At 64.0% G+C, this 24026-nt stretch carries 20 protein-coding genes; 17 read left to right on the plus strand and 3 right to left on the minus strand.

Going from position 1 to position 24026, the window contains the following annotated elements:
• Nucleotide 1 precedes the first annotated feature (1 nt).
• Nucleotides 2-1189 (plus strand): Ger(x)C family spore germination protein, encoded by a 1188-nt coding sequence (locus BMZ79_RS03305; RefSeq protein ID WP_090636500.1) that lies wholly within the window; start codon nt 2-4, stop codon nt 1187-1189.
• Entirely contained in the window at nt 1186-1416 is a 231-nt protein-coding gene (locus BMZ79_RS03310; RefSeq protein WP_090636502.1) for a hypothetical protein, read from the plus strand. The genes BMZ79_RS03305 and BMZ79_RS03310 overlap by 4 nt, the downstream gene beginning before the upstream one ends.
• Here BMZ79_RS03310 and BMZ79_RS03315 read toward each other — a convergent pair.
• Complete coding sequence (locus BMZ79_RS03315) at nt 1405-2508, minus strand: GerAB/ArcD/ProY family transporter (RefSeq protein WP_090636504.1); 1104 nt, start codon at nt 2506-2508, stop codon at nt 1405-1407. The genes BMZ79_RS03310 and BMZ79_RS03315 overlap by 12 nt on opposite strands.
• Nucleotides 2509-2604: 96 nt before the next feature.
• Complete coding sequence (locus BMZ79_RS03320; protein ID WP_090636505.1) at nt 2605-3474, minus strand: LysR family transcriptional regulator; 870 nt, start codon at nt 3472-3474, stop codon at nt 2605-2607.
• Between the two features lie 334 nt (nt 3475-3808).
• Here BMZ79_RS03320 and BMZ79_RS03325 point away from each other — a divergent pair, with 334 nt between their 5' ends.
• The 14 genes from BMZ79_RS03325 (at nt 3809) to BMZ79_RS03390 (ending at nt 20961) form a co-directional block, all read left to right on the plus strand.
• Nucleotides 3809-4564, plus strand: coding sequence for an SDR family NAD(P)-dependent oxidoreductase (locus BMZ79_RS03325; protein ID WP_090636506.1), 756 nt, complete (start codon nt 3809-3811; stop codon nt 4562-4564).
• A 61-nt stretch (nt 4565-4625) separates the two neighbouring features.
• On the plus strand, nt 4626-4961 hold the full coding sequence (locus BMZ79_RS03330; protein WP_090636508.1) for an NIPSNAP family protein: 336 nt from the start codon (nt 4626-4628) through the stop codon (nt 4959-4961).
• Between the two features lie 87 nt (nt 4962-5048).
• Complete coding sequence (locus BMZ79_RS03335; RefSeq protein WP_090636510.1) at nt 5049-5591, plus strand: NAD(P)H-dependent oxidoreductase; 543 nt, start codon at nt 5049-5051, stop codon at nt 5589-5591.
• Between the two features lie 249 nt (nt 5592-5840).
• Complete coding sequence (locus tag BMZ79_RS03340) at nt 5841-7061, plus strand: MFS transporter (protein ID WP_090636512.1); 1221 nt, start codon at nt 5841-5843, stop codon at nt 7059-7061.
• A 524-nt stretch (nt 7062-7585) separates the two neighbouring features.
• The gene (locus tag BMZ79_RS03345; RefSeq protein ID WP_090636513.1) at nt 7586-8836 is read left to right on the plus strand and encodes a stalk domain-containing protein; all 1251 of its coding nucleotides are present in this window, start codon (nt 7586-7588) and stop codon (nt 8834-8836) included.
• 124 nt (nt 8837-8960) lie between these two features.
• Nucleotides 8961-9938: an aldo/keto reductase gene (locus BMZ79_RS03350; RefSeq protein WP_090636515.1), complete on the plus strand. Its 978-nt coding sequence runs from the start codon at nt 8961-8963 to the stop codon at nt 9936-9938.
• A 342-nt stretch (nt 9939-10280) separates the two neighbouring features.
• Entirely contained in the window at nt 10281-10787 is a 507-nt protein-coding gene (locus BMZ79_RS03355; RefSeq protein ID WP_090636517.1) for a MarR family winged helix-turn-helix transcriptional regulator, read from the plus strand.
• On the plus strand, nt 10784-12358 hold the full coding sequence (locus BMZ79_RS03360; RefSeq protein WP_090636518.1) for an MDR family MFS transporter: 1575 nt from the start codon (nt 10784-10786) through the stop codon (nt 12356-12358). The genes BMZ79_RS03355 and BMZ79_RS03360 overlap by 4 nt, the downstream gene beginning before the upstream one ends.
• Nucleotides 12359-12616: 258 nt before the next feature.
• A complete protein-coding gene (locus BMZ79_RS03365) occupies nt 12617-14125 on the plus strand; it encodes a peptidase G2 autoproteolytic cleavage domain-containing protein (RefSeq protein ID WP_090636520.1) in 1509 nt (502 codons plus the stop codon).
• 552 nt (nt 14126-14677) lie between these two features.
• Nucleotides 14678-16105: an MFS transporter gene (locus tag BMZ79_RS03370; protein WP_256252527.1), complete on the plus strand. Its 1428-nt coding sequence runs from the start codon at nt 14678-14680 to the stop codon at nt 16103-16105.
• Between the two features lie 233 nt (nt 16106-16338).
• Nucleotides 16339-19737: a methylmalonyl-CoA mutase family protein gene (locus BMZ79_RS34980; RefSeq protein ID WP_090636522.1), complete on the plus strand. Its 3399-nt coding sequence runs from the start codon at nt 16339-16341 to the stop codon at nt 19735-19737.
• Between the two features lie 31 nt (nt 19738-19768).
• Nucleotides 19769-20326, plus strand: a complete 558-nt coding sequence (locus BMZ79_RS03380; protein ID WP_090636524.1) for a cob(I)yrinic acid a,c-diamide adenosyltransferase — start codon at nt 19769-19771, stop codon at nt 20324-20326.
• Between the two features lie 111 nt (nt 20327-20437).
• Entirely contained in the window at nt 20438-20569 is a 132-nt protein-coding gene (locus tag BMZ79_RS03385; protein ID WP_090636526.1) for a DUF4023 family protein, read from the plus strand.
• Nucleotides 20570-20775: 206 nt separating this feature from the next.
• Nucleotides 20776-20961, plus strand: coding sequence for a hypothetical protein (locus tag BMZ79_RS03390; protein ID WP_218154641.1), 186 nt, complete (start codon nt 20776-20778; stop codon nt 20959-20961).
• A 157-nt stretch (nt 20962-21118) separates the two neighbouring features.
• On the opposite strand, the gene BMZ79_RS03395 is transcribed toward BMZ79_RS03390, so the two are convergent.
• The gene (locus BMZ79_RS03395; protein ID WP_090636529.1) at nt 21119-22570 is read right to left on the minus strand and encodes a MocR-like pyridoxine biosynthesis transcription factor PdxR; all 1452 of its coding nucleotides are present in this window, start codon (nt 22568-22570) and stop codon (nt 21119-21121) included.
• Between the two features lie 384 nt (nt 22571-22954).
• On the opposite strand from BMZ79_RS03395, the gene BMZ79_RS03400 reads away from it, so the two are divergent.
• A complete protein-coding gene (locus BMZ79_RS03400) occupies nt 22955-23908 on the plus strand; it encodes a carbon-nitrogen hydrolase family protein (protein WP_090636531.1) in 954 nt (317 codons plus the stop codon).
• The last annotated feature ends 118 nt before the right edge of the window (nt 23909-24026 follow it).

Genomic DNA, 24026 nt, shown 5'->3' on the forward strand with positions numbered 1-24026 from the left:
CATGACACTATTGCGATGCGCGTGCGCCTGCTTCGCGCTGCTCTTCCTGAGCGGCTGCTGGGACCGCACGGAGATTAACGATCTGGCGTTCATAACGGGCGCCGCCTTCGACAAGACGAAAGAAGGCGCCTACCTGCTGTCGGTGCAGATCGCCGTTCCTTCCGCCTCCGGCGAAATCGGAGGCGGCGGGGGCGGCGGGGGCGGCGGGAAGCAGAAGAAGTTCTTCGTCCTGTCCGCCGTCGGCAAGAACGCGAACGAAGCGTTTCTGATGATTCAGAAGAAGAGCTCCCGCAAGCTCTTTACCGCCCACCGCAGCGTCATCTTTATCGGCGAAGCGCTTGGCAGGCAGGGAATCGGGGAGATGCTGGACGTGTTCACCCACGACCCGAGGCAGCGGCTGCGAACGTACATGCTGGTCGTCAAGGGCGGCGAAGGGCGGGAAATCTTGAAATCGTCGTACCCGTTCGAACAGGCGCCGGTCGAAGCGGTCAAAGAAATGGAGATCGGACGAAGCGAGCTCGCGGTGACGCTGCGGGATTTCTTCATGGCTTCGTCCGGTCAAGGCACGGATCCCGTCATCGGCGTCATCGCGGCGGAGGGCAAGGAGAAAGGAGACGTGCGAAGCGATACCGAGCTGTTCGAGCTAGCCGGTACCGCCGTTTTCAAGGATTTGAAACTGGTCGGTATGCTGGACGGGTACGAAACGGACGGCTTCCTATGGGCTGCGGGCCGCATGAAGAAAGGCCGAACGAATGCCAAAATGCCTGGTGGCGGCGTCGTCGGCATGGAAGTCAATCACGCCGACCGCCGTATCGTCGCGGACGCAAGCGGCAAACGGCTTCGGCTGAAGATCTCGCTGACCGGGGAAGGCACCATTGTCGAAAATAACAGCCGGTACGACGTCAGCCGGCCGGACAATCTGGACATCGCCCGGCGCGCTTTAGAGATGGCGGTCGAGCGACAGGTCCGCGCGGCCTTGAGCAAGTTGCAAACGCGATATCGGGCGGACAGCGCGGGATTCGGCTCGGCGCTTTATCGCCGTCATCCGAAGGAATGGCGCGCGCTTCAGGGAGATTGGCACCGAAGGTATGCCGAAGCGGACATCGCCATCGACGTCCAATTAAAGATCGCCGGTTCCGGAATGGCAGGTCCTCCGCTGCAATTGAACGATAAGGAGATCATCAAATGATCGTGAAATTGACGGTTTTCGTCTTGATCGCCGCCGTGTGGTCCGCGGTGAGCATCCGCGGCTTGCGCGGCCGGGGCCAAAATAAAGAAGCCGCGCTATACGGCGGCATCATGGGGATATCCGTCGCCCTCGGCTGCTTGTTCATCGCGCGCGTCAACCTCCCGAGCTTCATCCTGCCCAGCCAAATGCTGTTCGAGCCCGTCGGGAAGCTGCTGCTAGGGAAGTGACGGCTCGACCGCTTTCCTGCGGAGGCTGTCGATCGCGAGGAGCAGCAGCGGAAGGAGCGTTTGATTGAAGAAGCCGAGGAGCGGGAACGTGAAGACGAGGTAATTCACCAGCTCCGCGCCGTTCTTGAAGATCCAGACCGAACCGACGACCGAGAACAAGGTAAGCGGCGCGATGAGATCGCGGTAATTCCGGATGCCGAACAGCTCCTTGACGCACAGGCATAAGATGAAGAGCGAGACGGAGACCTTCACGAAGCAGCCCATGACCCACATCGACACGGCGACGGCCTCCAGGCGCTCGAACGATCCGGCGATGCCGATATACTGAATGACGCTCAGGAACGAATACGTCAGCTTGCTCGTCATCGGCCCGAGCACCATGATCGTCAAGAGGACGATGGTGAACGAAGAGAGGACGATGCCGGCGAGCGCGAGCAGCGAAGCCTTGCGGGCTTTGTACGGGTGATTCAAATACGGCAGGAGCCAGCCCAAAATAAAAAATTGATTCATGTATCCCCCGGCGGGGCTGAACGCGCCCCGGAGCACCGGCACGATGCCGTCCCCCAGCACCGGCTGCAGCTGCTTGAGATCGGCTTCCATGGTCGTCAGCACCAAGAGCGGCAGCAGGAGCACGAGAATGAGCATGGTCAGAAATTCGTTGCTTCTGCCGATGACTTCGATGCCGGCCAAGGCGGCCAGGCCGCACAGGATCAAGAACGTCACCGTGGAGACGATCGAAGGGCTGTTCGGCAGCAGGAGCGTCTTCAAGAATCCCGTATGCTGGTAAACGATCGTGGTGATCGATACGAACCAGTAGTAGATATAGTTCAGCGCCAGCAGCTTGCCGAGGCCTTTGCCGACGATCTTCGAACCGTATTGGGTCATCGTAAGACCGGGATACCGGTTGCCGAGCACGATCATGGTCCAGATGGTGACAAGTCCCGTCGCGGCGGCGGGAAAAACGGACATCCAGGCGTTTTGCTTGCCGAACATCGCCATGATGGACGGGACGGTCAGCATATTGGTGGATACGATAAACGTAAAGAGCAGGTAGCCAAGCTGGGAGCCGGTTATTTTCTCCGTGGTCTGCATCGTCGACTCTCCTTGCCTCAGTCAGGGTGTTTCCAGTATTTGCTGAGAACCACCCAATTATACCCAACCGAAGCAAGCGGTCCGGGAGATTCCGTCTCATGCGAAATGCGCCCGCACCGCGGATAAGAACGCGGTCAGCGCCGGCGTCTCGAGCGCGTCCTTGCGCCGGATGAACACGGTCTTGAGGATTGCGTGCTTGCCGGCGACGTCGTGGCAGCGAATGCGTCCCTGCTCGGAGGGCTCGGCGACGATGGACCTCGGCATCAGCGAAATGCCGAGTCCGGCGCTGACGCAGGCGATGATCGTTTCGATCGAGGCGAACTCCATCAGCTTGTCGGGAATCAGGCCTTGCTCCTGCAGCAGCAGATTCATGCGCGCCCGGTACGAGCAGCCGGCTTTGAACGCGAGGATCGTGCGCAGCCCCGCGTCCCGGATCGAGTCGACGGGCGGATGCGAGGCGGGGGTGACGAGCACGAGCTCCTCGTCGACGACGTGCTCCTGCATGAGCTCGGGATGCTCGACGGGACCGGTCACGAACGCGCCGTTCAGCTGATAATGAAGCACGTCGTTCACATGCTGCTCGGTCATGCCGGTGACCAGGGAGAAGTCGACGGCCGGATGCTCGCGGTGATAGTCGGTCAGCAGCGCGGGCAGCCGGATGGCGGCCGTGGTCTCCAGCGCGCCGATCGCGAGCGGGCCGGCGGGCTTGGCGGAATCGCCGACGGCCGCCCGGGCTTCCTGGACGATGTGCAGGATTTTCTCGACGTACGTCTGCAGAATTTGTCCCGAGGCGGTCAGCGTAATGCCGCGGTTGTGGCGGTAGAACAGCTGCGTGCCCAGATCGGCCTCCAGCTGCTGAATTTTCTGGGTGACGTTGGATTGGGCGAAATTGAGCCGCTGCGCCGCTTTGGACAAGCTGCCCTCCTGGGCGGCGGCGTAAAACGCGCGTAGCAATTGAATATCCATGGCGTACTCCTTTTGCGATCGGATTTCGTGATACCGGCCATCTTGAATTCATAGTATGCACGATAGCGAGTTCATTGTATGATCGGTTTGCGGTCAGGAACGATAGAGGGGGCGGTCAAACGAGCGGCAGACGGACGGACGTGATTTTGCAATCGACCTACTGAAAGGTAGAATTACCGCTTAACCTAAACGATACCACAGGAATGCAGGAAATGAAAACTGTCCAGTCGTTTTTCGCATCGCTTGCGATCGTCAGGTACATCCTAAGCAAGGCGGATTGATAAGCGTCCATTACCTATTTACTAATAGATAAACTAAAAGGAGTGCATACACGATGAATTCACTTCAAAACCTGCAAGGAAAAACATTCGCGATTACGGGCGGCAGCAGCGGGATCGGCAAAGCCGTCGCGATCGAACTGGGAAAGCGCGGCGCGAACGTCGTCATTAACGGCCGCCGCGAAGACGCCCTGGCGGCAGCCGCGCGCGAAATCGATCCGACGGGCGAACGCGTCGCGTACGTCAGCGGCAGCATCGCCGACCGTGCGGTCGCCGAACGTTTCGTTAACGCCGCGCTGACTCGCTTCGGTTCGCTGGACACGCTGGTGAACAACGCCGGCATCTTCATGGCCAAGCCGTTCACGGCTTACACCGCGGAGGATTACGACGCGCTCTTGTCCACGAACCTGAACGGTTTCTTCCACGTGACCCAACTGGCCGTGTCCGAGATGCAGAAGGCGGGTGCGGGCCACATCGTCAACATCACCGCGAGCGGCGCCGGCGAGCAGCCGATCAAAGGCGTGCCGTCCGTGCTGACGTCCTTGACCAAGGGCGGTTTGAACGCGGCGACGCGGTCGCTCGCGATCGAGCTGGCCGATCAAGGCATCCGCGTCAACGCGGTGGCGCCGGGCGTCATCAAGACGCCGATGCACGCGCCGGAGACGCACGCGGCCATGGCCGCGCTGCATCCGCTCGGCCGTTTGGGCGAAGAACGCGAAATCGTGGAGGCGATCCTGTATCTGGATGCCGTCACCTTCATTACCGGCGAAATTCTTCATGTCGACGGCGGACAAAGCGCCGGCCGCTGGTAAGACGCCGATTTTGGACCTTTAGCCGTTCCGATATCCAGCCAATCGAAAAGGGGACGAGACGATGCTGTACGAGCTGCGCATGTATACGATTCCGACGGGCCGCATGCAGGCGATGCTGAATCGCTTCCGCGACGATACGATTCGGATTTTCGCCCGCTATGACATGAAAGTGACCGATTTTTGGGTCGACGCGGACGAGTCGAAGAACCGCTTGTATTACGTGCTGGAACACCGCGACGCCGAAGCGCGCGAACGGAATTTCGAAGCGTTCATGAACGATCCGGAATGGCTGGCCGTACGGGCGAAAACCGAGCAGGACGGCCCGTTGTACGAACATATCGACATCGTGTATATGCACAAGGCGCCATTCTTCAAGGCGCCTGCACCGAACCGCTGATTTACCCGCTGATTTTCAGGGCTGCGCGGGCCAACCCCGCAGCCCTATCGAACCAACAAAAACTCAACACGACAAGGAGCCATCATCATGAAAACATTGGTCATCGTCACGCACCCGAATATCGAAGCATCCCGCATCAACAAAGCATGGATCGAAGAACTGCGCCAGCAAGGCGACGTCACGGTCCATGAACTGTACAAAGCGTATCCGGACGAAAAGATCGACGTCGCGGCCGAGCAGCGCCTGGTCGAAGCGCATGACCGCGTCATCTTCCAATATCCGATGTTCTGGTACAACACGCCGTACCTGCTGAAAAAATGGTTCGACGAAGTGCTCCAGTACGGCTGGGCGTTCGGACCGGAAGGCACCAAGACGGCCGGCAAAGAAATCGGCGCCGCCGTCTCGACGTACGGCACGGAAGAGTCGTACCAAGCGGACGGCTTCAACCGCTTCACGCTGCGCGAGATTCTGCGCCCGATCGAAGCGATCGCCCCGTTCATCGGCGCGACGTATTTGCCGCCGTTCACGCTGAGCGACTCGTCGAACCTGTCGGACGAGCGCCTGGCGCAAAGCCGGATCGATTACGTTCGCCACATCCGGAACGCGAAGCCGGTCGGCGCGCGCGATTAATCCGTTACGGCATAGCTTGGCCGAACCTGCGGCCCATCATCCAAGCCGCCTCCTACGAGGCGGCTTTTGTCATGTTCGGGAGGCGACGGGGAGCACGGACGGCCAGGTTCGGATCGGCCGTTCGGCGGGGCGAGCGGGGTAGGGCGATATCCCGCCAATCGGGCAAAATCGGTTAAGCTTCGGGCCGGCCGCGGTGGTATAATGCCTGTATTGTCTTCATACCCCGTCCTAAGGAGTGTACTTGCCACGATGTCAGAACCCGATGAATCCGCGCTGAATGCCTCGTCCTTTACGAAGTTCTGGGTTTCGCGCACGTTGTCGTCCACGTCCTTCCAGATGCTGTCCGTCGCGATCGGCTGGCAAATGTACGACCTCACCCATGACGCCTACAGCCTCGGTCTGGTCGGCCTTGCGCAATTTTTGCCCATGCTGCTGCTGACGCTGGTCGTCGGACAGGCCGCGGACCGGTTCGACCGCCGGCTGATCGTCGTCCTCTGCCAGTTTCTCGAAGGCATCATCACCGTCCTGCTGCTCGTCGGCACGCTAGCGGGCTGGCTCGGGCGCACGGAAATTCTCGTCGCGGCCGCGATTCTCGGCGCCTGCCGCGCGTTCGAAGGACCGTCCTCGTCCGCGCTGCTGCCGATGCTCGTGCCGAAAGCGCAGATGCAGAAGGCGATCGCGTGGACGACGTCCGCGGGCCAGACGTCGCAAATCGTCGGCCCGACGCTCGGCGGCGTGCTGATCGCCGCCGGTCCGGTCTACGCGTACGTCACGGCGGCGGCCGCGCTGCTGATCGGCGCCGTGCTCACGCTCGGGATCCGCATGGCGCGCACCGTGCGCATCGCCGCCCCGGTCACCTTTCGCTCCGTCTTCTCGGGACTGGTGTTCGTCCGCCGCCATCCGGTCATCCTCGGCACGATCTCCCTCGATCTGTTCGCCGTGCTGCTCGGCGGCGCGACGGCGCTGCTGCCGATCTTCGCGGAGGACATCCTGCACACGGGCGCGCTCGGGCTCGGCCTGATGCGGACCGCGCCGGCGGTCGGCGCGCTGCTCATGTCGCTCGCGCTGGCGTACTTCCCGCTGCGGCGGGCGCTCGGCCCGATCCTGTTCGGCGCGTTGGCCGTATTCGGACTCGCGACGATGCTGTTCGCCGTCTCGACCAGCATCTACCTGTCCTTGGTCGCGCTGCTGCTGATCGGCGCCTCGGACGTCATCAGCGTGGTCATCCGCTCGTCGCTCGTGCAGCTGCAGACGCCGGACGAGATGCGCGGACGCGTCAACGCGGTCAACTCGCTCTTCATCGGCACGTCGAATCAGCTCGGCGAGTTCGAATCCGGCACGCTCGCCGGCTGGCTCGGCGCGGTGCCGGCCGCCTTCATCGGCGGCGTCGGGACGATCGCGGTCGCCGCGCTGTGGATGGTGCTGTTCCCGTCGCTGCGCCGGCTGCGGTCGCTCGACGGCGAGGCGTAGCCGGGGGCGGGCGGCGCCGGGCCAGTGTTGCTGCCGGCGGCCGCTGTACAACAACCTTCCTCAGTTGAGGAAGGTTGTTTGTTTTGCGGTAAAGGCGGGAGACGCTGGCATGACTTTGGGCGAAAGAACCGTACGGTACATTTGGGTGAAGTTGGCGATTCGGACGAATGAACGGTACCAGGTACGGTACATTTGGGGAAACTGGCGATTCGGACGAATGAACGCGGACGAATGTACGGTACCAGGTACGGTACATTTGTGTGAAACTGGCGATTAGAACAAAGAACGGTACGAGGCGCGGTACACGCGAGCGAAATTAGCCAATTTTGGCGAAAGAGCGGTACCGGGTACGGTACATGCGAACAAAACCGGCGATTCGGACGAAAGAACGGTACCAGGTACGGTAAACGCGGAACCGGGCCGGCCGCCGCCGGTTGCGTTTCCAATCCTTTGAAACTTTTCCTCCGAGCCCGCGTCTAGTAAACTGAAAGTCTATCTACTATACGCGAATAGGGAGAAAAGCGATGAACCTCAAAAAGAACGCAATTCTGGCGGTTGCCGCTTCCGCCATGCTGCTGGCGTCGGCAACGTCCGGCGCGCCGGACGCGACGGCGGCCGCGGCGAAGCCCGTCAGCATCGTGCTGGACGGCTACCCGCTGCCGTTCCCGGCCGCGCCGTACGTGGCGAACGGCACGACGATGGTGCCGTTCCGCGCCATCGCCGAAGCGCTCGGCATTCAGGTCGACTGGGCGAACCGAACGCTGACGGCGACCAAATCGCAGAACGGCGCGGTCCGGAAGGTCGTCCTGCATCAGAACGACAAGAAAGCGCTCGTCAACGGGCAGGCCCAGCAGCTCCGGGTCGCGCCGGCGGCGAAGGACGGCTCGATCTTCGTGCCGCTTAGTTTCTTTAGCCAGCAATTCGGGGCGACGGTCGGCTGGGACGGTCCCTCGCAGACGGTGTCGATCACGTCGCCGGTCTCCAAGCTGTACACGGAAGCCTTCTACGCGATCTCGTCGTACAAGGAAGTCGGGTTCGTCCGGAAGTTCGATTCCGTCTCCTTCGGCTGGACGCGCATCGACGCGACGGGCAAGCTGACGCTGTCCGGCCAAGACTTCTTCTGGCCCAAGCCCGCGGGCGACGTGACGCCGGAGTCGATCGTGCAAGATGCCGCCGTAGCGGGCGGCAAACCGATGCTGATGGCCGTCGCGATGGACGGGAGCGGCGAGCTGACGAAGCTGCTGTCGGACAAAACCCTTCAGGCGGACGTGATCGGCCAGCTCGTCGGCTTGGCGGCGCAGAACGGGTTCGGCGGCATTACGCTCGACTTCGAGGGGCTCGGCTTAAGCGGCGATCTGCCGGCGACCCGGCAATCCTTCACCGATTTTGTCGCGGCCCTGAACAAGAGCGCCAAAGCGTCGAACCTGACGCTCGCGCTTGCGCTGCATCCGCTTAACAGCTCGTACCGCGGGTACGATTACAATGCGCTGGCCGCGCATGCGGACGAAATCATCATGATGGCGTACGAATATTCGTACGAGGACGGCCCGGAGCCGCTGAACCGCATCGACGAGGCGATCCGGCTCGCGCTCGCGGACGTGCCGAAGAGCAAGCTCGTGCTCGGCATCTCCATGGGCAGCGAAACCGCCGCGACCGTCAACGGCAAAATCGGCCTCGCCAAGCGCTACGGCTTGAAAGGCGTGGCGTTCTGGCGCCTCGGTCTGATGGGCGACCAGACGCTGGCGGCCATTCAGAAGTCGGTATTCCTTCGCTAAGTTTTGAAAGCGACTAACCTGTAGGATAGCAGCTACTCCCGAAGTGCGTACTTCCAAGGGGTTCGAAGATTGGCTATCCTTTCCTTTAGAACCGCCATTATTCATATTCGAGGGAGTGGACGCTATGGAATACCGTGTTCTCGGACGATCCGGTTTGCGGGTCAGCGAAGTCAGCCTGGGCTGCTGGGCGATCGGAGGGCCTTCGTGGCGCGACGGCGAGGCGGTCGGCTGGACGGGCAACGACGATGCCGCCTCGCTGGCCGGTCTGAAACGGGCCTTCGAGCTCGGCATCAATCATTTCGATACGGCGGACGTGTACGGCGACGGCCATTCGGAGCGCGTCATCGGACGGTTCCTGAAAGAAGTGCCGCGGGACGAGCTCGTCATCGCCTCGAAGGTCGGCTGGTTCCGCGGAACGGCCCCGAACGCGATGCAGCCGCTCCATATCCGGCACCAGCTGGAGCAGACGCTCCTGAACCTGGGCACGGATTATTTGGACCTTCATTATTTCCATAATACGAACTTCGGGCCGGACGACCTCTACCTGGAGGAGGCGGCCGACACGATGCGCGAGCTGCGGAAGGAAGGCAAGCTGCGCGTCATCGGCCAATCGGGGTACGGCTACCGCGATTTTATGCGCGTCTGCCCGGTGACCCGTCCGGACGTGCTGCAGTTCCACTACAACGCCTTCGGCAACGAGTTCGACAAGCCGGACACGAACCTGTTCCGATGGGCGGAAGCGAACGGGCTCGGCATCGTGCTCTTCGGCCCGCTCGCGCAAGGCCTGCTGCTGGACAAGTTCGATCCGGAGCAGCCGCCGCGGTTCGGCGAAGGCGACGTCCGCGCGTCGAATTCGGCCTACACGAAAGAGCGCCTGCTGGACATTCGCCGCCGGCTGCAGCCGCTCAAGGAACGGTTCGGCTCCGAGGCGCAGGACCTGGTGCGGACGGCGCTGCAGTTCGCGCTGGCGCAATCCCCGAACGCCTGCGTCATTCCGGGCTTCAAGAACGCCGCGCAGGTGGAGTCGAACGCCCGCGGCGCGGGCAGCCCGCTGAGCGCGGAAGACGTCGCGTTCGTGCGCGGCGCGCTTCAGGGCGCTTGATTCCGAAACCGAGTCGAGGTTAAGCGAAGGATGAGAGCCGAGAGAGCCGATGCCGCTCGAAAATGGACCGGCGAGCTTGCTGCGCACCAGGTCAAGAAGTACGAAAAAAGCGTCAAAACGAAGCGATGCTAGCAGCGTATCCTGCGAGAAGACATGGGTCCTGCCGCCTCCGGGCGCAGGCGCCGATGTCTTTTCTTTTTTGCCGGACCTCGTGCGACGGCGGTCTTTTTGTCTTTTTGCCGAAACGTATTGACGCGGGCGGCGGATTGTTATATTTTCTTATAAGCTAAATATCTTACCGACTAAGTTATTTAATTATTAAGTTAGTGAGTCGGTAAACGAATGAAGCTCGGAAGGGAGGGAAGACCGATCGCGGAACCGACCAGCAAAGAGAAGAAGCTGAGCGAGCTGCTGCTGCTCGTGCAGCGGTGGGGCCAGCGCGCGAAGAACAGTTTGAAGACGGTCGAAAACCCGTTCCAGCTCGCCAACGGGCAGATCGTCGCCTTGATGTACTTGCAGCGCAACGGCGCCTGCCGGGTCAACGACGTCGCGCGGATACTCGGCATTACGTCCGGCGCGGCAACCGGCCTGACCGACAAGCTCGTCGGTCTCGGGCTCGTCGAACGGACGCGGCAGGAGAACGACCGCCGCGTGGTGCTGCTCAGCCTGACGGAGAAAGGCGCTGAAACCATCGACATGATTTGGAAGCAGCGGAGCGAATGGTTCGCCGGGATCGTCGGCCAGCTCGACGAAGCGAAGATCGACATCGTCCTGGAGGCATTCGGCCTGCTGCTTCAAGCATTGGAATCCCATCAGACACCAGAACCTAACAAGGAAGTGGAAAGATGACCTCGATAAGTCCAAGACAGGTCCGATGGATCGTGACCGGGCTCATGCTGGGCCTCCTGCTCGGCTCGCTCGACCAAACGATCGTATCGACCGCCATGCCGCACGTCATTGCGGAATTGAACGGCTTCAACCTGTACAGCTGGGTGTTCACCATCTACATGTTAACCTCGACGACGGCCGTGCCGATCTTCGGCAAGCTCGCCGACTTGTTCGGCCGCCGTCTCGTCTATTTGATCGGGATGGGGCTGTTCCTCATCGGATCCGCGCTTTGCGGCCTGTCGCACGACATGACGCAGCTGATCGTGTTCCGCGCCATCCAAGGGATCGGGGCAGGCGCCCTGATGCCGATCGCCATGACGATCATCGGCGATATTTTCCCGCCGGACCGCCGCGGCAAGATGCAAGGCATTTTCGGCGCCGTGTTCGGCTTGTCCAGCGTCATCGGCCCGGCGGTCGGCGGCTTCATCGTCGACCATCTCGCATGGCAGTGGATTTTCTACATCAACCTGCCGTTCGGCATCTTCGCGGCCATCATCCTGTCGATCGCGCTCAAGGAATCCAAGAGCGACGAGAAGAAGGCGATCGACTGGGGCGGCGCGGCCACGCTTACCGGCGCGATCGTGGCGTTCCTGCTCGCCATCGAGATGGGCGGCAGCGGCGGGTCCTCCGAGGGCGGCATGACGCACTACGCGTGGAGCTCCCCGCAAATTCTCGGCTTGTTCGGCGCCAGCCTCGTCCTGATCCTGCTGTTCCTGTGGATCGAGTCCAAGGTGAAGGAGCCGATCATTCCGCTCAAGCTGTTCGGCAACCGCGCGATCTCCGTATCGAGCATCGTCGGCTTCTTGATGGGCATGGGCATGTTCGGCGCCATCACGTATATTCCGCTGTTCTCGCAGGCGGTTATCGGCACGTCGGCCTCTAATTCGGGCTATATCCTGACGCCGCTCATGCTGTCGCTCATTCTGTCGAGCATCATCGGCGGCCGGCTGATCATGAAACTGAGCTACCGGACCATCGTCATGACGTCGATGGCGATCATGACCGTCGGCTATCTGTTCATGTCGCAGATGACGGTGAATACGAGCAGCTTCGAGCTGATCCTATACATGATCATCATCGGCTTCGGCATGGGCGCGCTCATGCCGGTGCTCACGATCGCGGCGCAAAGCGCGGTCGGCCACGAGCTTCGCGGCGTCGCGACGTCGACGACCCAATTCACGCGTTCGATCGGCGGCACCGTCGGCGTCGCGATCATGGGCGTCATGATGTCGAGCAAAATGACGGACGGCATCGGCGGCCTGCAAAGCCAATTCAAGGACATTCCCGAGGACCAGCTGAGCACGCTGGCCAATCCGCAGGCGCTGCTGCAGCCCGAAGTGAAGGCGCAGGTGCCGCCGAAGCTGCTCGAGGCGCTGCAGCATATTTTGAGCAACGCGGTTACCTCCGTCTTCGTCATCGGCATCGTCGTGGTCGTCATCGGACTGATTTCCGCGTTCTTCTTCGGCAAGCTTCGGATGCCGAAGCGCCAGGAAGGCGCCGCTCCGATGAAAGTCGAAGCGGAAATGATGTAAGCTTAGATTGCGCAAGGCAAGGTGTTCTCCGTTAAGAAAAGCGAGTTACGGCGATTTCGTTCGTCTTGCAATCATTCGTTCGGTTCCGCCGCACCGCCAAGCCCCTTCGGGGGCTTGGTTTTTTTGCGTTCGCCGCAAAGGGGCCCCGCTTTTTTGGAACGGTAGGCGGCCGCGCAAGCTTGAAAATCGGGATTTTCATAGAATGCAATGGAGTCCGCCGGACGGCGGGACAATCACGACGCAAGGAGAGGATCGCGAATGGCTTGCAATGCACAGGCTTTGGGGACATGCTCGGAAGCGGAAGGCACGAATACCGTCGCCGGCGGGGATGCCTCGCACGCGGAGGGGCTCGATACGTCCGCGAGCGCCGTCGCCGCGCACGCGGAAGGCTATCGGACGCAGGCGGACGCGCCGGCGTCGCATGCCGAAGGCGGGGGCTCGGTCGCGAGCGCGCTCTATGCGCACGCGGAAGGGCAAGCTGCGCGGGCGCAGGGCGAAAGCTCGCACGCGGAAGGGTTCGCGACGTCCGCGGCGATCGCGGCGCACGCGGAAGGGTATTTGGCGCAGGCGCTCGGGCCGGCGTCGCATGCCGAGGGCGGCGCTTCGATCGCGAGCGGGCTGTACGCGCACGCGGAAGGCCGGGAGACGCGCGCGGTCGGGGACCAGTCGCACGCGGAGGGGATGATCACGCTGGCGCAAGGCTTGAACGCGCACGCGGAAGGCGAGCTGACGCAGGCGACGGGGCTGGACGCGCATGCCGAGGGCTTGGAGACGGTGGCGTCCGGCCAAAGCGCCCATGCGGAAGGCGAAAGCAACGTCGCGAGCGGGCGCGCCTCGCATGCCGAAGGCAACCTGAACGCGGCCGGCGGCTTGTTCGCGCACGCGGAGGGCCAGCGAACGGCGGCGAGCGGCGATCTGTCGCACGCCGAGGGCAGCCAGACGACGGCGGGCGGACAGGCCTCGCACGCGGAAGGCGCCGTCACGGCGGCGAGCGGGTTCGCGTCGCACGCGCAGGGCGTGAATACGGTCGCGGACGGCTTCGTCAGCCATGCGGAAGGGTTGGGGACGTCCGCGAACGGATTCGACGGCGTCCACGTGATGGGGCAATTCGGGGCGGCGAACGAGCTGCCGTACTCGTGGTACTTGGCCAACGGCGCGAGCGCGGACGCGCCCGGACTGGCGGCGAAAATCTTAAGCAACGGCGACGCCAAGCTCGACGGGACGGTCAGCAGCCCGGCGGCCGATTACGCGGAGCTGTTCGAGACGGCGGACGGCCGGCCGATCGGGCCGGGCTATTTTGTCGCCCTCGAAGGGGACAAGGTCCGGGTCGCCCGCGCCGGCGACCGGCTGACCGTCGGCTTGACGAGCGCGAAGCCCGCTTTTCTGTCCGACAGCGGGGAACTGGCGTGGCAGGGGAAATACCTCGCCGACGAATGGGGCGCGACGCTGTACGCGGACGAGACGGTGCCGGCCGTGGTCGGCCCGGACGGCGCGGTTATCGCGCCGGCCCGGACGGAACGCCGCCCCGTGCTGAACCCGGCGTGGGACCCGGCGCGTACGTACGTTCCCCGGCTGCGGCGGCCGGAATGGACGGCCGTGGGCATGCTCGGCAAGCTGCTCGCGCGGGACGACGGCAGCTGCGCGGCCGGCGGCTTTTGCCAGCCGGGCGACGGCGGCATCGCGACGACCGCCGACGCGGGTTATTACGTGCTCAAACGGACCGGCGCGAACCAAGTACTTGTGCTGATGGGCAGGACGTTTGCTTGAGGCGGGGTGGGGAGGTGCCCGAACGTGATGGGATCACCTCCATGGACGATTAGAGGTGCCAATGTGGAGCAAGAACGTGATGGGATCACCTCCATGGACGGTCAGAGGTGCCGATTTGCAGCAAGAAGGTGCGGTGGTAGCCAATATGATCGATTAAACAGGCATTTCTGGCGCACGAGGAGGCTGCCTGCAACTGCGAACAAACGGGAAATTCAAGGTTGAATCGCGATACGCGACCGCAAACCGGCGAAGAATGCCACGCATGCCGCCGGTTTTTTGGTATGCGTTCAGGTACGGGCTGCTTGCCTTGGAAACATAACACGCATTTGCAAATACTAAATAGACAAAATATATTCTTTTTGTTTACATCGAATAATCCCTGTGCTATGATTCAACTCAACGCACACGGAAAGGGAGTGAGCAAGGATGAAACGGCCTTGCGGCAGCGCGGTCTTCTAGCCCCGCGCGACGACGTTGCATAGCGCTCCGGCAGGCACGGGCCGCCGGTTTACCCCATACGAAAGGATGATAACTATCCAACACGCGAAGAATATGATACTGACGATCATCGTAGCCTGCCAGCTGATGATCATCCTGGACTCGTCGATCATGGTCACGGCGCTGCCCGAGATCGGCCGCACGCTTCATCTCACGACCACGAACCTGACTTGGGTGCAAAACGCGTATATCCTCGCCTTCGGCGGGCTGCTGCTGCTCGGCGCCCGGGCGGGCGACATTTTGGGCCGCAGGCGGATGTTCAGCATCGGCATCGCGCTGTTCACCGTGGCGTCCATGCTCGTCGGCCTCGCGCAATCGTCCGAATTTCTGCTGATCACGCGGGCGCTGCAGGGCGTCGCGGCGGCGTTCACGACGCCGTCCACGCTCGCGCTGCTCACGGTCAGCTTCCCGGAAGGCCCGGACCGCGCCAAGGCGCTCGCCCTGTACAGCGCCGTCGTCGGCGCCGGCGGCAGCGTCGGGCTCATTCTCGGCGGCCTGCTGACCGATCTCGTCTCGTGGCGGCTCGGCATGTTCATCAACGTGCCGATCGGCATCCTGCTGCTGATCGTCGTGCCGCGCTATCTGAAAGAAACGGACCGCAGCACGGGCCGCTTCGATTTGGGGGGCGCGATCACGTCCGTCGTCGGCATGACCTCGCTCGTCTTCGGCTTCGTCCGTGCCGCCGACGCGGGCTGGAACGACGCGGGCACGCTCGGTTCGCTGGCGCTCGGCATCGTCATGCTGGCCGCGTTCATCGCCGTCGAGTCGCGGGCGAAGCAGCCCATCACGCCGCTGCGCCTGTTCTCGGACCGTCGCCGGACCGCCGCTTACCTCGGCCGGTTCCTGTTCGTCGGCGGCAATTTCTCGCTCTTCTTCTTCATCCCGCAGTTTCTGCAAAACGTGCTCGGGTTCGGGTCGTTCGCGGCCGGTCTCGCGTTCCTGCCCTTCACCGGCGTGATGTTCGGCATGCTGTACGCGATGCCGCGCCTGCTCGCCCGGTTCGGCGGCTTTAAAGTGCTGGTCGCGGGCATCGTCATCGCGATCGCCGGCACGGCGTGGCTCAGCCGGATATCGGCCGACGTGCATTACTTCCCGGACATGTTCTTCCCGCTCATCGTCATGGGTATCGGCGCCGGCCTGGTGTTCCAGCCGTTCACGGCGCTCGGCATCACCGGCGTGGAGCCGCGCGACGCGGGAGCCGCGTCCGGCCTCGTGAACGCCGCGCATCAAACCGGCGGCTCGATGGGTCTCGCGATTCTCATCACCGTATTCGACGCGTTCAGCCGTCACGCCGAAGCTTCCAAGGCGGAGCTTGCGCACGCCGTGTCCGCTTCCATCCTAGGGTCGGCGGCGTTCCTGACCGGTTCGCTCGCCGTCATTCTAATCTGGTTCCTGCCTACGGCGCGAAAGAAGCGGGCGTCCGCCCGCGATGCCGTGAACGAAGCGCCCAAAGCTCGCGAAACGGTGAATCCGGCTACGTAACGGCGCGGCAAAAAAGCCATCATGCCGCGCGGCGCGCAGCGCGGTTCAAATCGGGAAGACGCCAAGGCATACGGCCTTGGCGTCTTTTTCGTATGCCCGCGTATCGCACATCGGGCCGCAACCCGCCGCAACCGGTTGGCCGAAACGGCATCTCTCGCGCCAAACCGAAATATGGTAATAAAGAACGTCAGCAAATCGGCGCGGCGCAACGCCGCGGAAGGGCGGGTGCTTCCATGGACACGCAACGGTATCGCCCGGTAAATCAAGTGCGCTTCGTAACGGCTGCCGCCTTGTTCGACGGGCACGACGCGTCCATCAATATCATGAGGCGGCTGCTCCAAGCCTCCGGCGTCGAGGTCGTCCATCTGGGCCACAACCGTTCGGTGCAGCAAGTGACGGCGGCGGCCATCCAGGAAGACGCGCAGGGCATCGCCGTCAGCTCGTACCAGGGCGGCCATGTGGAATATTTGACGTACATGCTGGACGTGCTGAAGGCGCAAGGCGCGGGCCATATCCGCGTCTTCGCCGGCGGAGGCGGCGTCATCCTGCCATCCGAAATCGAAGCGCTGGAGCGGTACGGCATCGCCAAAGTATTTTCGCCGGACGACGGGCGCGCGATGGGGCTCCAGGGCATGATCGATTACATGGTCCGCGCCTGCGACCGCCGGACGCCGCGGCGGGCGGTAGCGGATCTGCGGACGCTCGGCACGGCCGATTGGGGGGCCGTCGCCAGGCTGATCTCGCTCGCGGAGGACAAAGCGGCGGGCGCCGGGCTGGACGGCGCGGAAGCCGCGGCGCTCGCGCGGCTGCAGGCGGAGGACCTGCCGCCGGCGCCGGTGCTCGGCATCACGGGAACGGGCGGCGCCGGCAAGAGCTCGCTCACCGACGAGCTCGTGCGGCGGTACCTCGACGCCTATCCCGGCCGTACGATCGCGGTGCTGTCCATCGATCCGACGAAGCGGAAGTCGGGCGGCGCGCTGCTCGGCGACCGCATCCGGATGAACGCGATCCAGGATCCGCGCGCTTATATGCGCAGCCTCGCGACGCGGGGCTCCGGCTCGGAGATCAGCGAAGCGATCCGGGACGCGATCGCGGTCGTCAAGCGGGCCGGCTACGACTTCGTCATCGTCGAGACGAGCGGCATCGGCCAGGGCGGCGCGGCCGTCGTGGACGTCTGCGACGCGGCGATGTACGTCATGACGAGCGATTTCGGCGCCGCGAGCCAGCTGGAGAAGATCGACATGATCGACTACGCCGACGTCATCGTCATCAATAAATTCGAACGCCGCGGCTCGGCGGACGCGCTGCGGGACGTGCGCAAGCAGTTCAAGCGCAGCCGGCAGGCGTTCGACGTGCCGGACGGGCAGCTGCCGGTGTTCGGCACGATCGCCAGCCAGTTCGACGATCCCGGCACGTCGCGGCTGTTCCGGCGGCTGATGGCGATCGTCGAGGCGAAGGCCGGCGGGCGCCGGGCGCCCGAGCCGCAAGCGCCGGAGACGGGAGACGGCCCGGCAGCGACGAACGCCGCCGCGAACGCCGCTTCGATCGTCGCTTCGAACGCGACGTCGGCTGCCGCGCGAGACGCCGCATCGACGGCAGGGGCATCGGAAGCCGGCGAACCGGCGGCGAGGCCCGGGATCATCCCGGCGGAGCGCATCGGCTATTTGAACGAGATCGTGCAGACCGTCCGCCGCCGGAGGCGCTTCGTGGACGCGCAGGTCGCGGCCGCCCGGCGGATCGCCCAGCTCCGCGGCGCGAAGGAGCAGCTGGCGTCCGAGGGCGCACGGTTCATGGACGCGGGGGAGGCGGCCGCCGTTGCCGCGAAGCTGGGCGCGATGCTCGCGGCCCGCGAGACGGAGCTGGATGCGGAGAGCCGGAAGCTGCTCGGCGAATGGCCGGCGATCCGCGAGGCGTACCGGCAGGACCGGAAGGCCCGGTCCGACGGCGGGCCGGCACCGGCGGCGGAGGAACTCGCCGCCGAGTCGCTCTCCGGGACGCGCATTCCGCGCGTAAGCCTGCCGAGGTTCGAGGACGATGGCGAGCTGCTGCGCTGGCGGCTGACGGAGAACCTCCCCGGCCATTACCCGTACACGGCCGGCGTCTTCCCGTTCAAGCGGACCTCGGAGGACCCGAAACGGCAATTCGCCGGCGAAGGCACGCCGGAGCGGACGAACCGGCGCTTCCACTATCTCTGCCGGAACGACGAGGCCAAGCGGCTGTCCACCGCCTTCGACAGCGTCACGCTGTACGGCCACGATCCCAGCGAGCGGCCGGACATCTTCGGGAAGATCGGCAACAGCGGCGTGAACGTCTGCACGCTCGACGACATGCGGAAGCTGTACGCCGGCTTCGATCTGTGCCATCCCTCCGTTAGCGTGTCGATGACGATCAACGGCCCGGCGCCGGCGATTCTGGCGATGTTCATGAACGCGGCGATCGCCCAGCAGTCCGACCGCTTCGCCGCGAAGCACGGCCGGGAGCCGGACGAAGCCGAACGCGCGGCGCTTCAGGCCGCGACGCTGCGGTCGGTCCGCGGCACGGTGCAGGCGGATATTTTGAAGGAGGACCAGGGCCAGAACACGTGCATCTTCAGCACCGAGTTCGCCTTGAAAATGATGGGCGACATCCAGCAATACTTCATCGACCGCGGCGTGCGCCATTATTATTCCGTCAGCATCAGCGGGTACCACATCGCGGAGGCCGGGGCGAATCCCGTGACCCAGCTGGCCTTCACGCTGGCGAACGGATTCACGTACGTCGAATATTATTTGTCCCGCGGGATGCGCATCGACGATTTCGCCCCCAACCTGTCGTTCTTCTTCAGCAACGGGCTGGATCCCGAGTACAGCGTCATGGGACGGGTGGCGCGCCGGATCTGGGCGACGGTCATGAAGGAGAAATACGGCGCGAACGAGCGCAGCCAGAAGCTGAAGTACCACATCCAGACGTCGGGCCGCTCGCTGCACGCGCAGGAGATGGACTTCAACGACATCCGCACGACGCTCCAGGCGCTGATCGCGATTTACGACAACTGCAATTCGCTGCATACCAATGCCTACGACGAAGCCGTCACGACGCCGACGGAAAGCTCGGTCCGGCGGGCGATGGCGATTCAGCTCATCATCAACCGGGAGTTCGGGCTGGCCAAGAACGAGAATCCGCTGCAGGGCGCCTTCATCGTCGAAGAGCTGACCGACCTGCTGGAAGAAGCCGTGCTGCTGGAGTTCCAGCGGATCCACGACCGCGGCGGCGTGCTCGGCGCGATGGAAACCGGCTACCAGCGGGGCAAAATCCAGGACGAATCGCTGCACTACGAGCATAAGAAGCATTCCGGCGAGATGCCCATCGTCGGCGTGAACACGTTCGTGAACCCGCGGCCGGAGCAGCGGCTGGACGACATGGAGCTGGCGCGTTCGACGGAGGCGGAGAAGCGCGAGCAGATTCGCAACCTGGAAGCCTTCCGGGAGCGGAACCGGGATCGGAGCGGGGCGGCGCTGGCGAAGCTGAAGGAAACCGCGCGGAGCGGCGGCAACGTGTTCGAGGCGCTGATGGACGTCGTGCGCGATGCGTCGCTCGGGCAGATTACGGCCGCCTTGTACGAAGTCGGAGGACAGTACCGGCGGAACATGTAGCGCGAAGCGGAGGAAGTGGAGGAGGACCGGCATGAAAATTTACACGAAGTCGGGCGACAAGGGGCAAACGAGCCTGGTATCCGGCAAACGGGTGTCGAAGCATTCGCCGCGGGTTCAGGCGTACGGCACGGTCGACGAGGCGAATTCGATGATCGGCGTCGCATTGGCCGCGCTCGAAGGCAGCGAAGAGTGGGAGACGTTCCGCGCCATGCTGCAAGAGGCGCAGACGAAGCTGTTCCGCGTCGGGGCGGAGCTCTCGACGCCGTCGCTGCTCAAGGTCGCGTGGCCGATCCGGGACGAGGACGTGGAACGGCTCGAGACGTACATCGACGGGATGGAGGCGGAGCTGCCGCCGCTGACGAACTTCATCCTGCCCGGCGGGCTTCCGTGCGGAGCGTCGCTGCACGCGGCGCGGACGGTCGTCCGCCGGGCGGAACGGCTGGCCGTCGAGGTGTGGCGGGAGGAGGATCTGAACCCGGTTGTCCTGAAATATTTGAACCGGCTGTCCGATCTGCTGTTCGTGGCCGCCCGCTTCGCGAACCGCCGGCAAGGCGCGCCCGAACCGGACCTGCCGCGTCCGTCCGGCTGAATCCATGCGCCGGCTTGCAAGCGGCTCCCGCCGTTACGGCTTCCCGCTGCATACCCCTCCGGAAACGGGGAGACGCTATGGTCAGCCGAACGCAAAGGAGGAGGAATCCGCATGGAATCGACGAACGAATTCGTGAGCAAGGTGAAGAACGCGCAGGCGAAGCAGGAGAAAAACAAGGCGCATTACGGCAAAGGGACGCCCTCGCAAAAACTGTCGACCAAGCAGCATACGAACAATCCGTAACGAACGCCGGCTCATCCGCATGAGTCGCTTCGTCGCCAAGCCCGCCGGTTAAGGCGCGGCCGCCGGACGCGAGCGCGGAACCGCTGCGCCCGGGTTCCATCGCCGGTCAAGTGGATGGTCCCTTAACCTTCCGATTGGCGGGTGCCAACGGCGTGCCGGTTTCTTATAATGAAACCGGGTGATGACGAATGACGATTTTAATGATCTTGGTCGGCATCATCATGGCCGCGGGAGTCGTCGCGACGGTGATGATCGGGGAATCCAAAAGCAACAAGCAGGAAAATCCGGACTATTTTCGCAACACCGGCCGGAAGTGGATGAGTCTGACCGGCATTTATGCGATCGGGCTGGCGGTGGCGGCCATCTGTCTGATTATTTTCGTTGATCGATAACGCAAGCAATCCGAACGCGAACAACCGCGGAGCCACGTGCTCCGCGGTTGTTCGCGTTTCGGCGAATCCGTCCGGCGTCCGGCGTCCGCCGCGCGGCCAAGACCGGCGGTTCGCGGTTAGACCGCACCGCCCGCACGCCTATAAGGCCGCGGCAAAATCACGGGCCGCCCGGCCCGCGCTCCAGCGCGCGGAGCGCCTCGGCGAACGCGGCGACGCCGGGACCGATATCCTCCGCGCGCGGCCTCGCGTACGTGAACCGGACGAAGCCCGGGGCCGAGCCGTAGACGCTGCCGGGGACGAAGACCGTGCCTCGGCGAATCGCCTCGTCCAGCAGCTTGCCGTCCTGAACGGCGTGCCGAAGCCGGCACCACAGATGAAGACCGCCGCGCGGGACGGCGAATTCGACCTGGTCGGGCAGCTCCTTGCGGAGCGCGTCGATCAGGAGATCGCGCTTGAACTGCAGCTCCGTCCGCAGCCGTTCCAAATGCGGCCGGAAATACGGCGATTCCAGGAATCGCGCGACGATCCGCTGCGGGATGACGCTCAGGCCGAAGTCCATCTGCTGCCTGGCGTCCGCCAGCCGTTCGACGATGGCGTTCGGGGCGACCATCCAGCCGATGCGCAGGCCGGAGGCCGCGATTTTGGAGAAGGAGCCGATATAGAGGACGGAGCCGTCCTCGTCCATGGCTTTCAGCGGCTCCGGCGGCCGTTCCCCGAACGCGGTCAGGCTGAACGGATCGTCTTCCACGATCGGCAGCCCGAGACCGCTGGCGGTTTCCAATAGCTCCTTGCGGCGCTCCGCGGCGAGCACCGTGCCCGTCGGGTTTTGGTAGTTCGGGTTCAAAAACACCATTTTGACGCGATGCTTCTTGCGAAGCGCGCGAAGGTCGTCGGGCCGCGCCCCGTGCTCGTCCACGGGCAGCCGGAAGACGCGGAGGCCGGCGGACTGGAACATCGGCAGCGAGCGGCAGTAGGACGGATCCTCGACCGCCACGGCATCGCCCGGCGCCAGCAGGCATTGCGCGATCAAGAACAGCGACTGCTGGGAGCCGGACGTGATGAGCACGGAGGAGGCCGTCGTCCGGATGCCCCGGTACCGCGCGAGATAGGACGCGAGCGCCTCGCGGAGCGGCATGTGGCCCTGCGGATTGTCGTAGCCCAGGTAGGCGATGTCGTCCTGTTCCCGCAGCAACGCCGCGATCTCCGCGGCGGGCGCCAAATCCGCGGACAGCTCTCCGCTCGCGAAATCGATCAAGGACGGGTGCCGCGACAGCGCCTCCCGGATGCGCCGCATGAGCGGCAGGTTCGGCAGGAAGCCGCCGTCTTCGGCGTAGCGGCTCCAGTTGGGCGTTTGTTTGGGCGCCGCGCCCCAGCCGCCGCGGCTGACGCGCGTGCCGCTGCCGGTGCGGCTCTCGACGATGCCCGCCGCGCGAAGCTCGCCGAACGCCAACACTACCGTGCTCCGATTGACGCCGAGCAGCTCCGCCAGCGATCGTTCGGACGGGAGCCGGCTGCCCGGCGGAAATTCGCCGGACGAGATGCGCCGCGCCAAATCGTCGGCGATTTGCGCGTAAAGCGGCTTATCGCTGCCGCGGTCGGGCTTCCACATCGGTCGATCGCCTCCAGGTAAAGTTTGTTCGAGATTCGTAATCATCATACCATGGTCCGCGCGCGACGCGTCATCCGAATGGCGCCCCAAGGCGCCGATTGTTCAAACATCTCGTGAACATGGCCGGTCCGCCGCCGCCGAAATTGGCGGGTGCCGGCCGGCCGCGGGCCGCGCACGGAGGAATTGGTTGGCGGGGAGCGGTCGGACATTGGCGGGTTCCAATGGCGGACGGGACGGTTATGCTGGTGCCGACGGCTTGCGCGGGGGGCGGCCGACGCGCGATCATGCAGCGCGGACCGCCCAGGATTGCAGCGCAGCCGATTATTCATATGTGCCGAACGCAAGCCGCCATGGGGCGGACGTCGGCACCAAGGAGGAATCGCCATGAAAGCACGACGCGTGACGGTCGCGGTCGCGCAGGCCGCGCCGGTCTTGTTCGAGACGGCGTCCGCGCTGGACAAAGCCGCGGGCTTGGCAAGGGAAGCGGCACGGCAGGGGGCGCAGCTGCTCGTGTTTCCGGAGACGTACCTGACGGGTTATCCGCGGGGGTTGGATTTCGGCGCGCGCATCGGCAGCCGCACGGATGCCGGCCGGCGCGACTGGGAGCGCTGCTGGGCGAGCGCCGTGGACGTGCCCGGCCCCGAGACGGCGCTGCTGGGCGAGCTGGCGGCGGAGCACGGCTTGACCCTCGTCGTCGGCGTGACGGAACGCGACGCGGCGTACAGCCGGGGCACGCTGTACAATACGATCGTCTATATCGGTCCGGACGGACGGCTGCTGGGCAAGCACCGCAAGCTCGTGCCGACCGGCACGGAACGGCTGCTGTGGGGGCAAGGGGACGGCAGCACGCTGACGGTCGTCGACAGCCCGATCGGCCGCATCGGCGGGCTGATTTGCTGGGAGAACTACATGCCGCTCGCCCGCATGGCGATGTACGGCCAGGGCATCGAGCTGTACGCGGCACCGACGGCGGACGCGCGCGATTCGTGGCAGGCGACGATCCGGCACATCGCCTGCGAGGGCCGCTGCTTCGTGCTGGCCGCCAATCAATTCGCGACGAAGGCCTCGTACCCCGCGGATTTGCTCGGTCGCGACGGGCTGCGGGACGATCCGGACGTCCTGTGCCGGGGCGGCAGCGCGATCGTGGGGCCGCTCGGCGATTACGTCGCCGGGCCGCTGTACGACCGGGAAGGACTGCTCGTCGCCGAGCTGGATCTCGGGGAAATCGTAAGGGGCCGATTCGATTTCGACGTCGCGGGGCATTACGGCCGGCCCGATATTTTCCGGCTGACCGTCGACCGCAGGGAACAGGCGAACGTGCGCGCGATCGCGGATTAAGCGGGATACTTGTACAGCCTCCTACCGCCGTCCATGGAGCGGCGCTTTCCCAATGTTTGGCGGCGACGCTGCGGGAAGCCGCGCCGCCGCCGGCGGTTCGCCGCGTTCGAAATTGGGT

Source organism: Paenibacillus sp. UNC496MF, from assembly GCF_900113915.1.
Classification (GTDB): domain Bacteria; phylum Bacillota; class Bacilli; order Paenibacillales; family Paenibacillaceae; genus Paenibacillus_Z; species Paenibacillus_Z artemisiicola.

Coding starts and splice junctions, on each gene's coding strand:
- BMZ79_RS03360 (WP_090636518.1), top strand. CDS start 10,784: ATGACCTCGATAAGTCCAAGACAGGTCCGATGGATCGTGACCGGGCTC.
- BMZ79_RS03395 (WP_090636529.1), bottom strand. CDS start 22,570: ATGTGGAAGCCCGACCGCGGCAGCGATAAGCCGCTTTACGCGCAAATC.
- BMZ79_RS03310 (WP_090636502.1), top strand. CDS start 1,186: ATGATCGTGAAATTGACGGTTTTCGTCTTGATCGCCGCCGTGTGGTCC.
- BMZ79_RS03315 (WP_090636504.1), bottom strand. CDS start 2,508: ATGCAGACCACGGAGAAAATAACCGGCTCCCAGCTTGGCTACCTGCTC.
- BMZ79_RS03325 (WP_090636506.1), top strand. CDS start 3,809: ATGAATTCACTTCAAAACCTGCAAGGAAAAACATTCGCGATTACGGGC.
- BMZ79_RS03380 (WP_090636524.1), top strand. CDS start 19,769: ATGAAAATTTACACGAAGTCGGGCGACAAGGGGCAAACGAGCCTGGTA.
- BMZ79_RS03320 (WP_090636505.1), bottom strand. CDS start 3,474: ATGGATATTCAATTGCTACGCGCGTTTTACGCCGCCGCCCAGGAGGGC.
- BMZ79_RS03370 (WP_256252527.1), top strand. CDS start 14,678: ATGATACTGACGATCATCGTAGCCTGCCAGCTGATGATCATCCTGGAC.
- BMZ79_RS03400 (WP_090636531.1), top strand. CDS start 22,955: ATGAAAGCACGACGCGTGACGGTCGCGGTCGCGCAGGCCGCGCCGGTC.
- BMZ79_RS34980 (WP_090636522.1), top strand. CDS start 16,339: ATGGACACGCAACGGTATCGCCCGGTAAATCAAGTGCGCTTCGTAACG.
- BMZ79_RS03305 (WP_090636500.1), top strand. CDS start 2: ATGACACTATTGCGATGCGCGTGCGCCTGCTTCGCGCTGCTCTTCCTG.
- BMZ79_RS03355 (WP_090636517.1), top strand. CDS start 10,281: ATGAAGCTCGGAAGGGAGGGAAGACCGATCGCGGAACCGACCAGCAAA.
- BMZ79_RS03335 (WP_090636510.1), top strand. CDS start 5,049: ATGAAAACATTGGTCATCGTCACGCACCCGAATATCGAAGCATCCCGC.
- BMZ79_RS03340 (WP_090636512.1), top strand. CDS start 5,841: ATGTCAGAACCCGATGAATCCGCGCTGAATGCCTCGTCCTTTACGAAG.
- BMZ79_RS03365 (WP_090636520.1), top strand. CDS start 12,617: ATGGCTTGCAATGCACAGGCTTTGGGGACATGCTCGGAAGCGGAAGGC.
- BMZ79_RS03330 (WP_090636508.1), top strand. CDS start 4,626: ATGCTGTACGAGCTGCGCATGTATACGATTCCGACGGGCCGCATGCAG.
- BMZ79_RS03385 (WP_090636526.1), top strand. CDS start 20,438: ATGGAATCGACGAACGAATTCGTGAGCAAGGTGAAGAACGCGCAGGCG.
- BMZ79_RS03350 (WP_090636515.1), top strand. CDS start 8,961: ATGGAATACCGTGTTCTCGGACGATCCGGTTTGCGGGTCAGCGAAGTC.
- BMZ79_RS03345 (WP_090636513.1), top strand. CDS start 7,586: ATGAACCTCAAAAAGAACGCAATTCTGGCGGTTGCCGCTTCCGCCATG.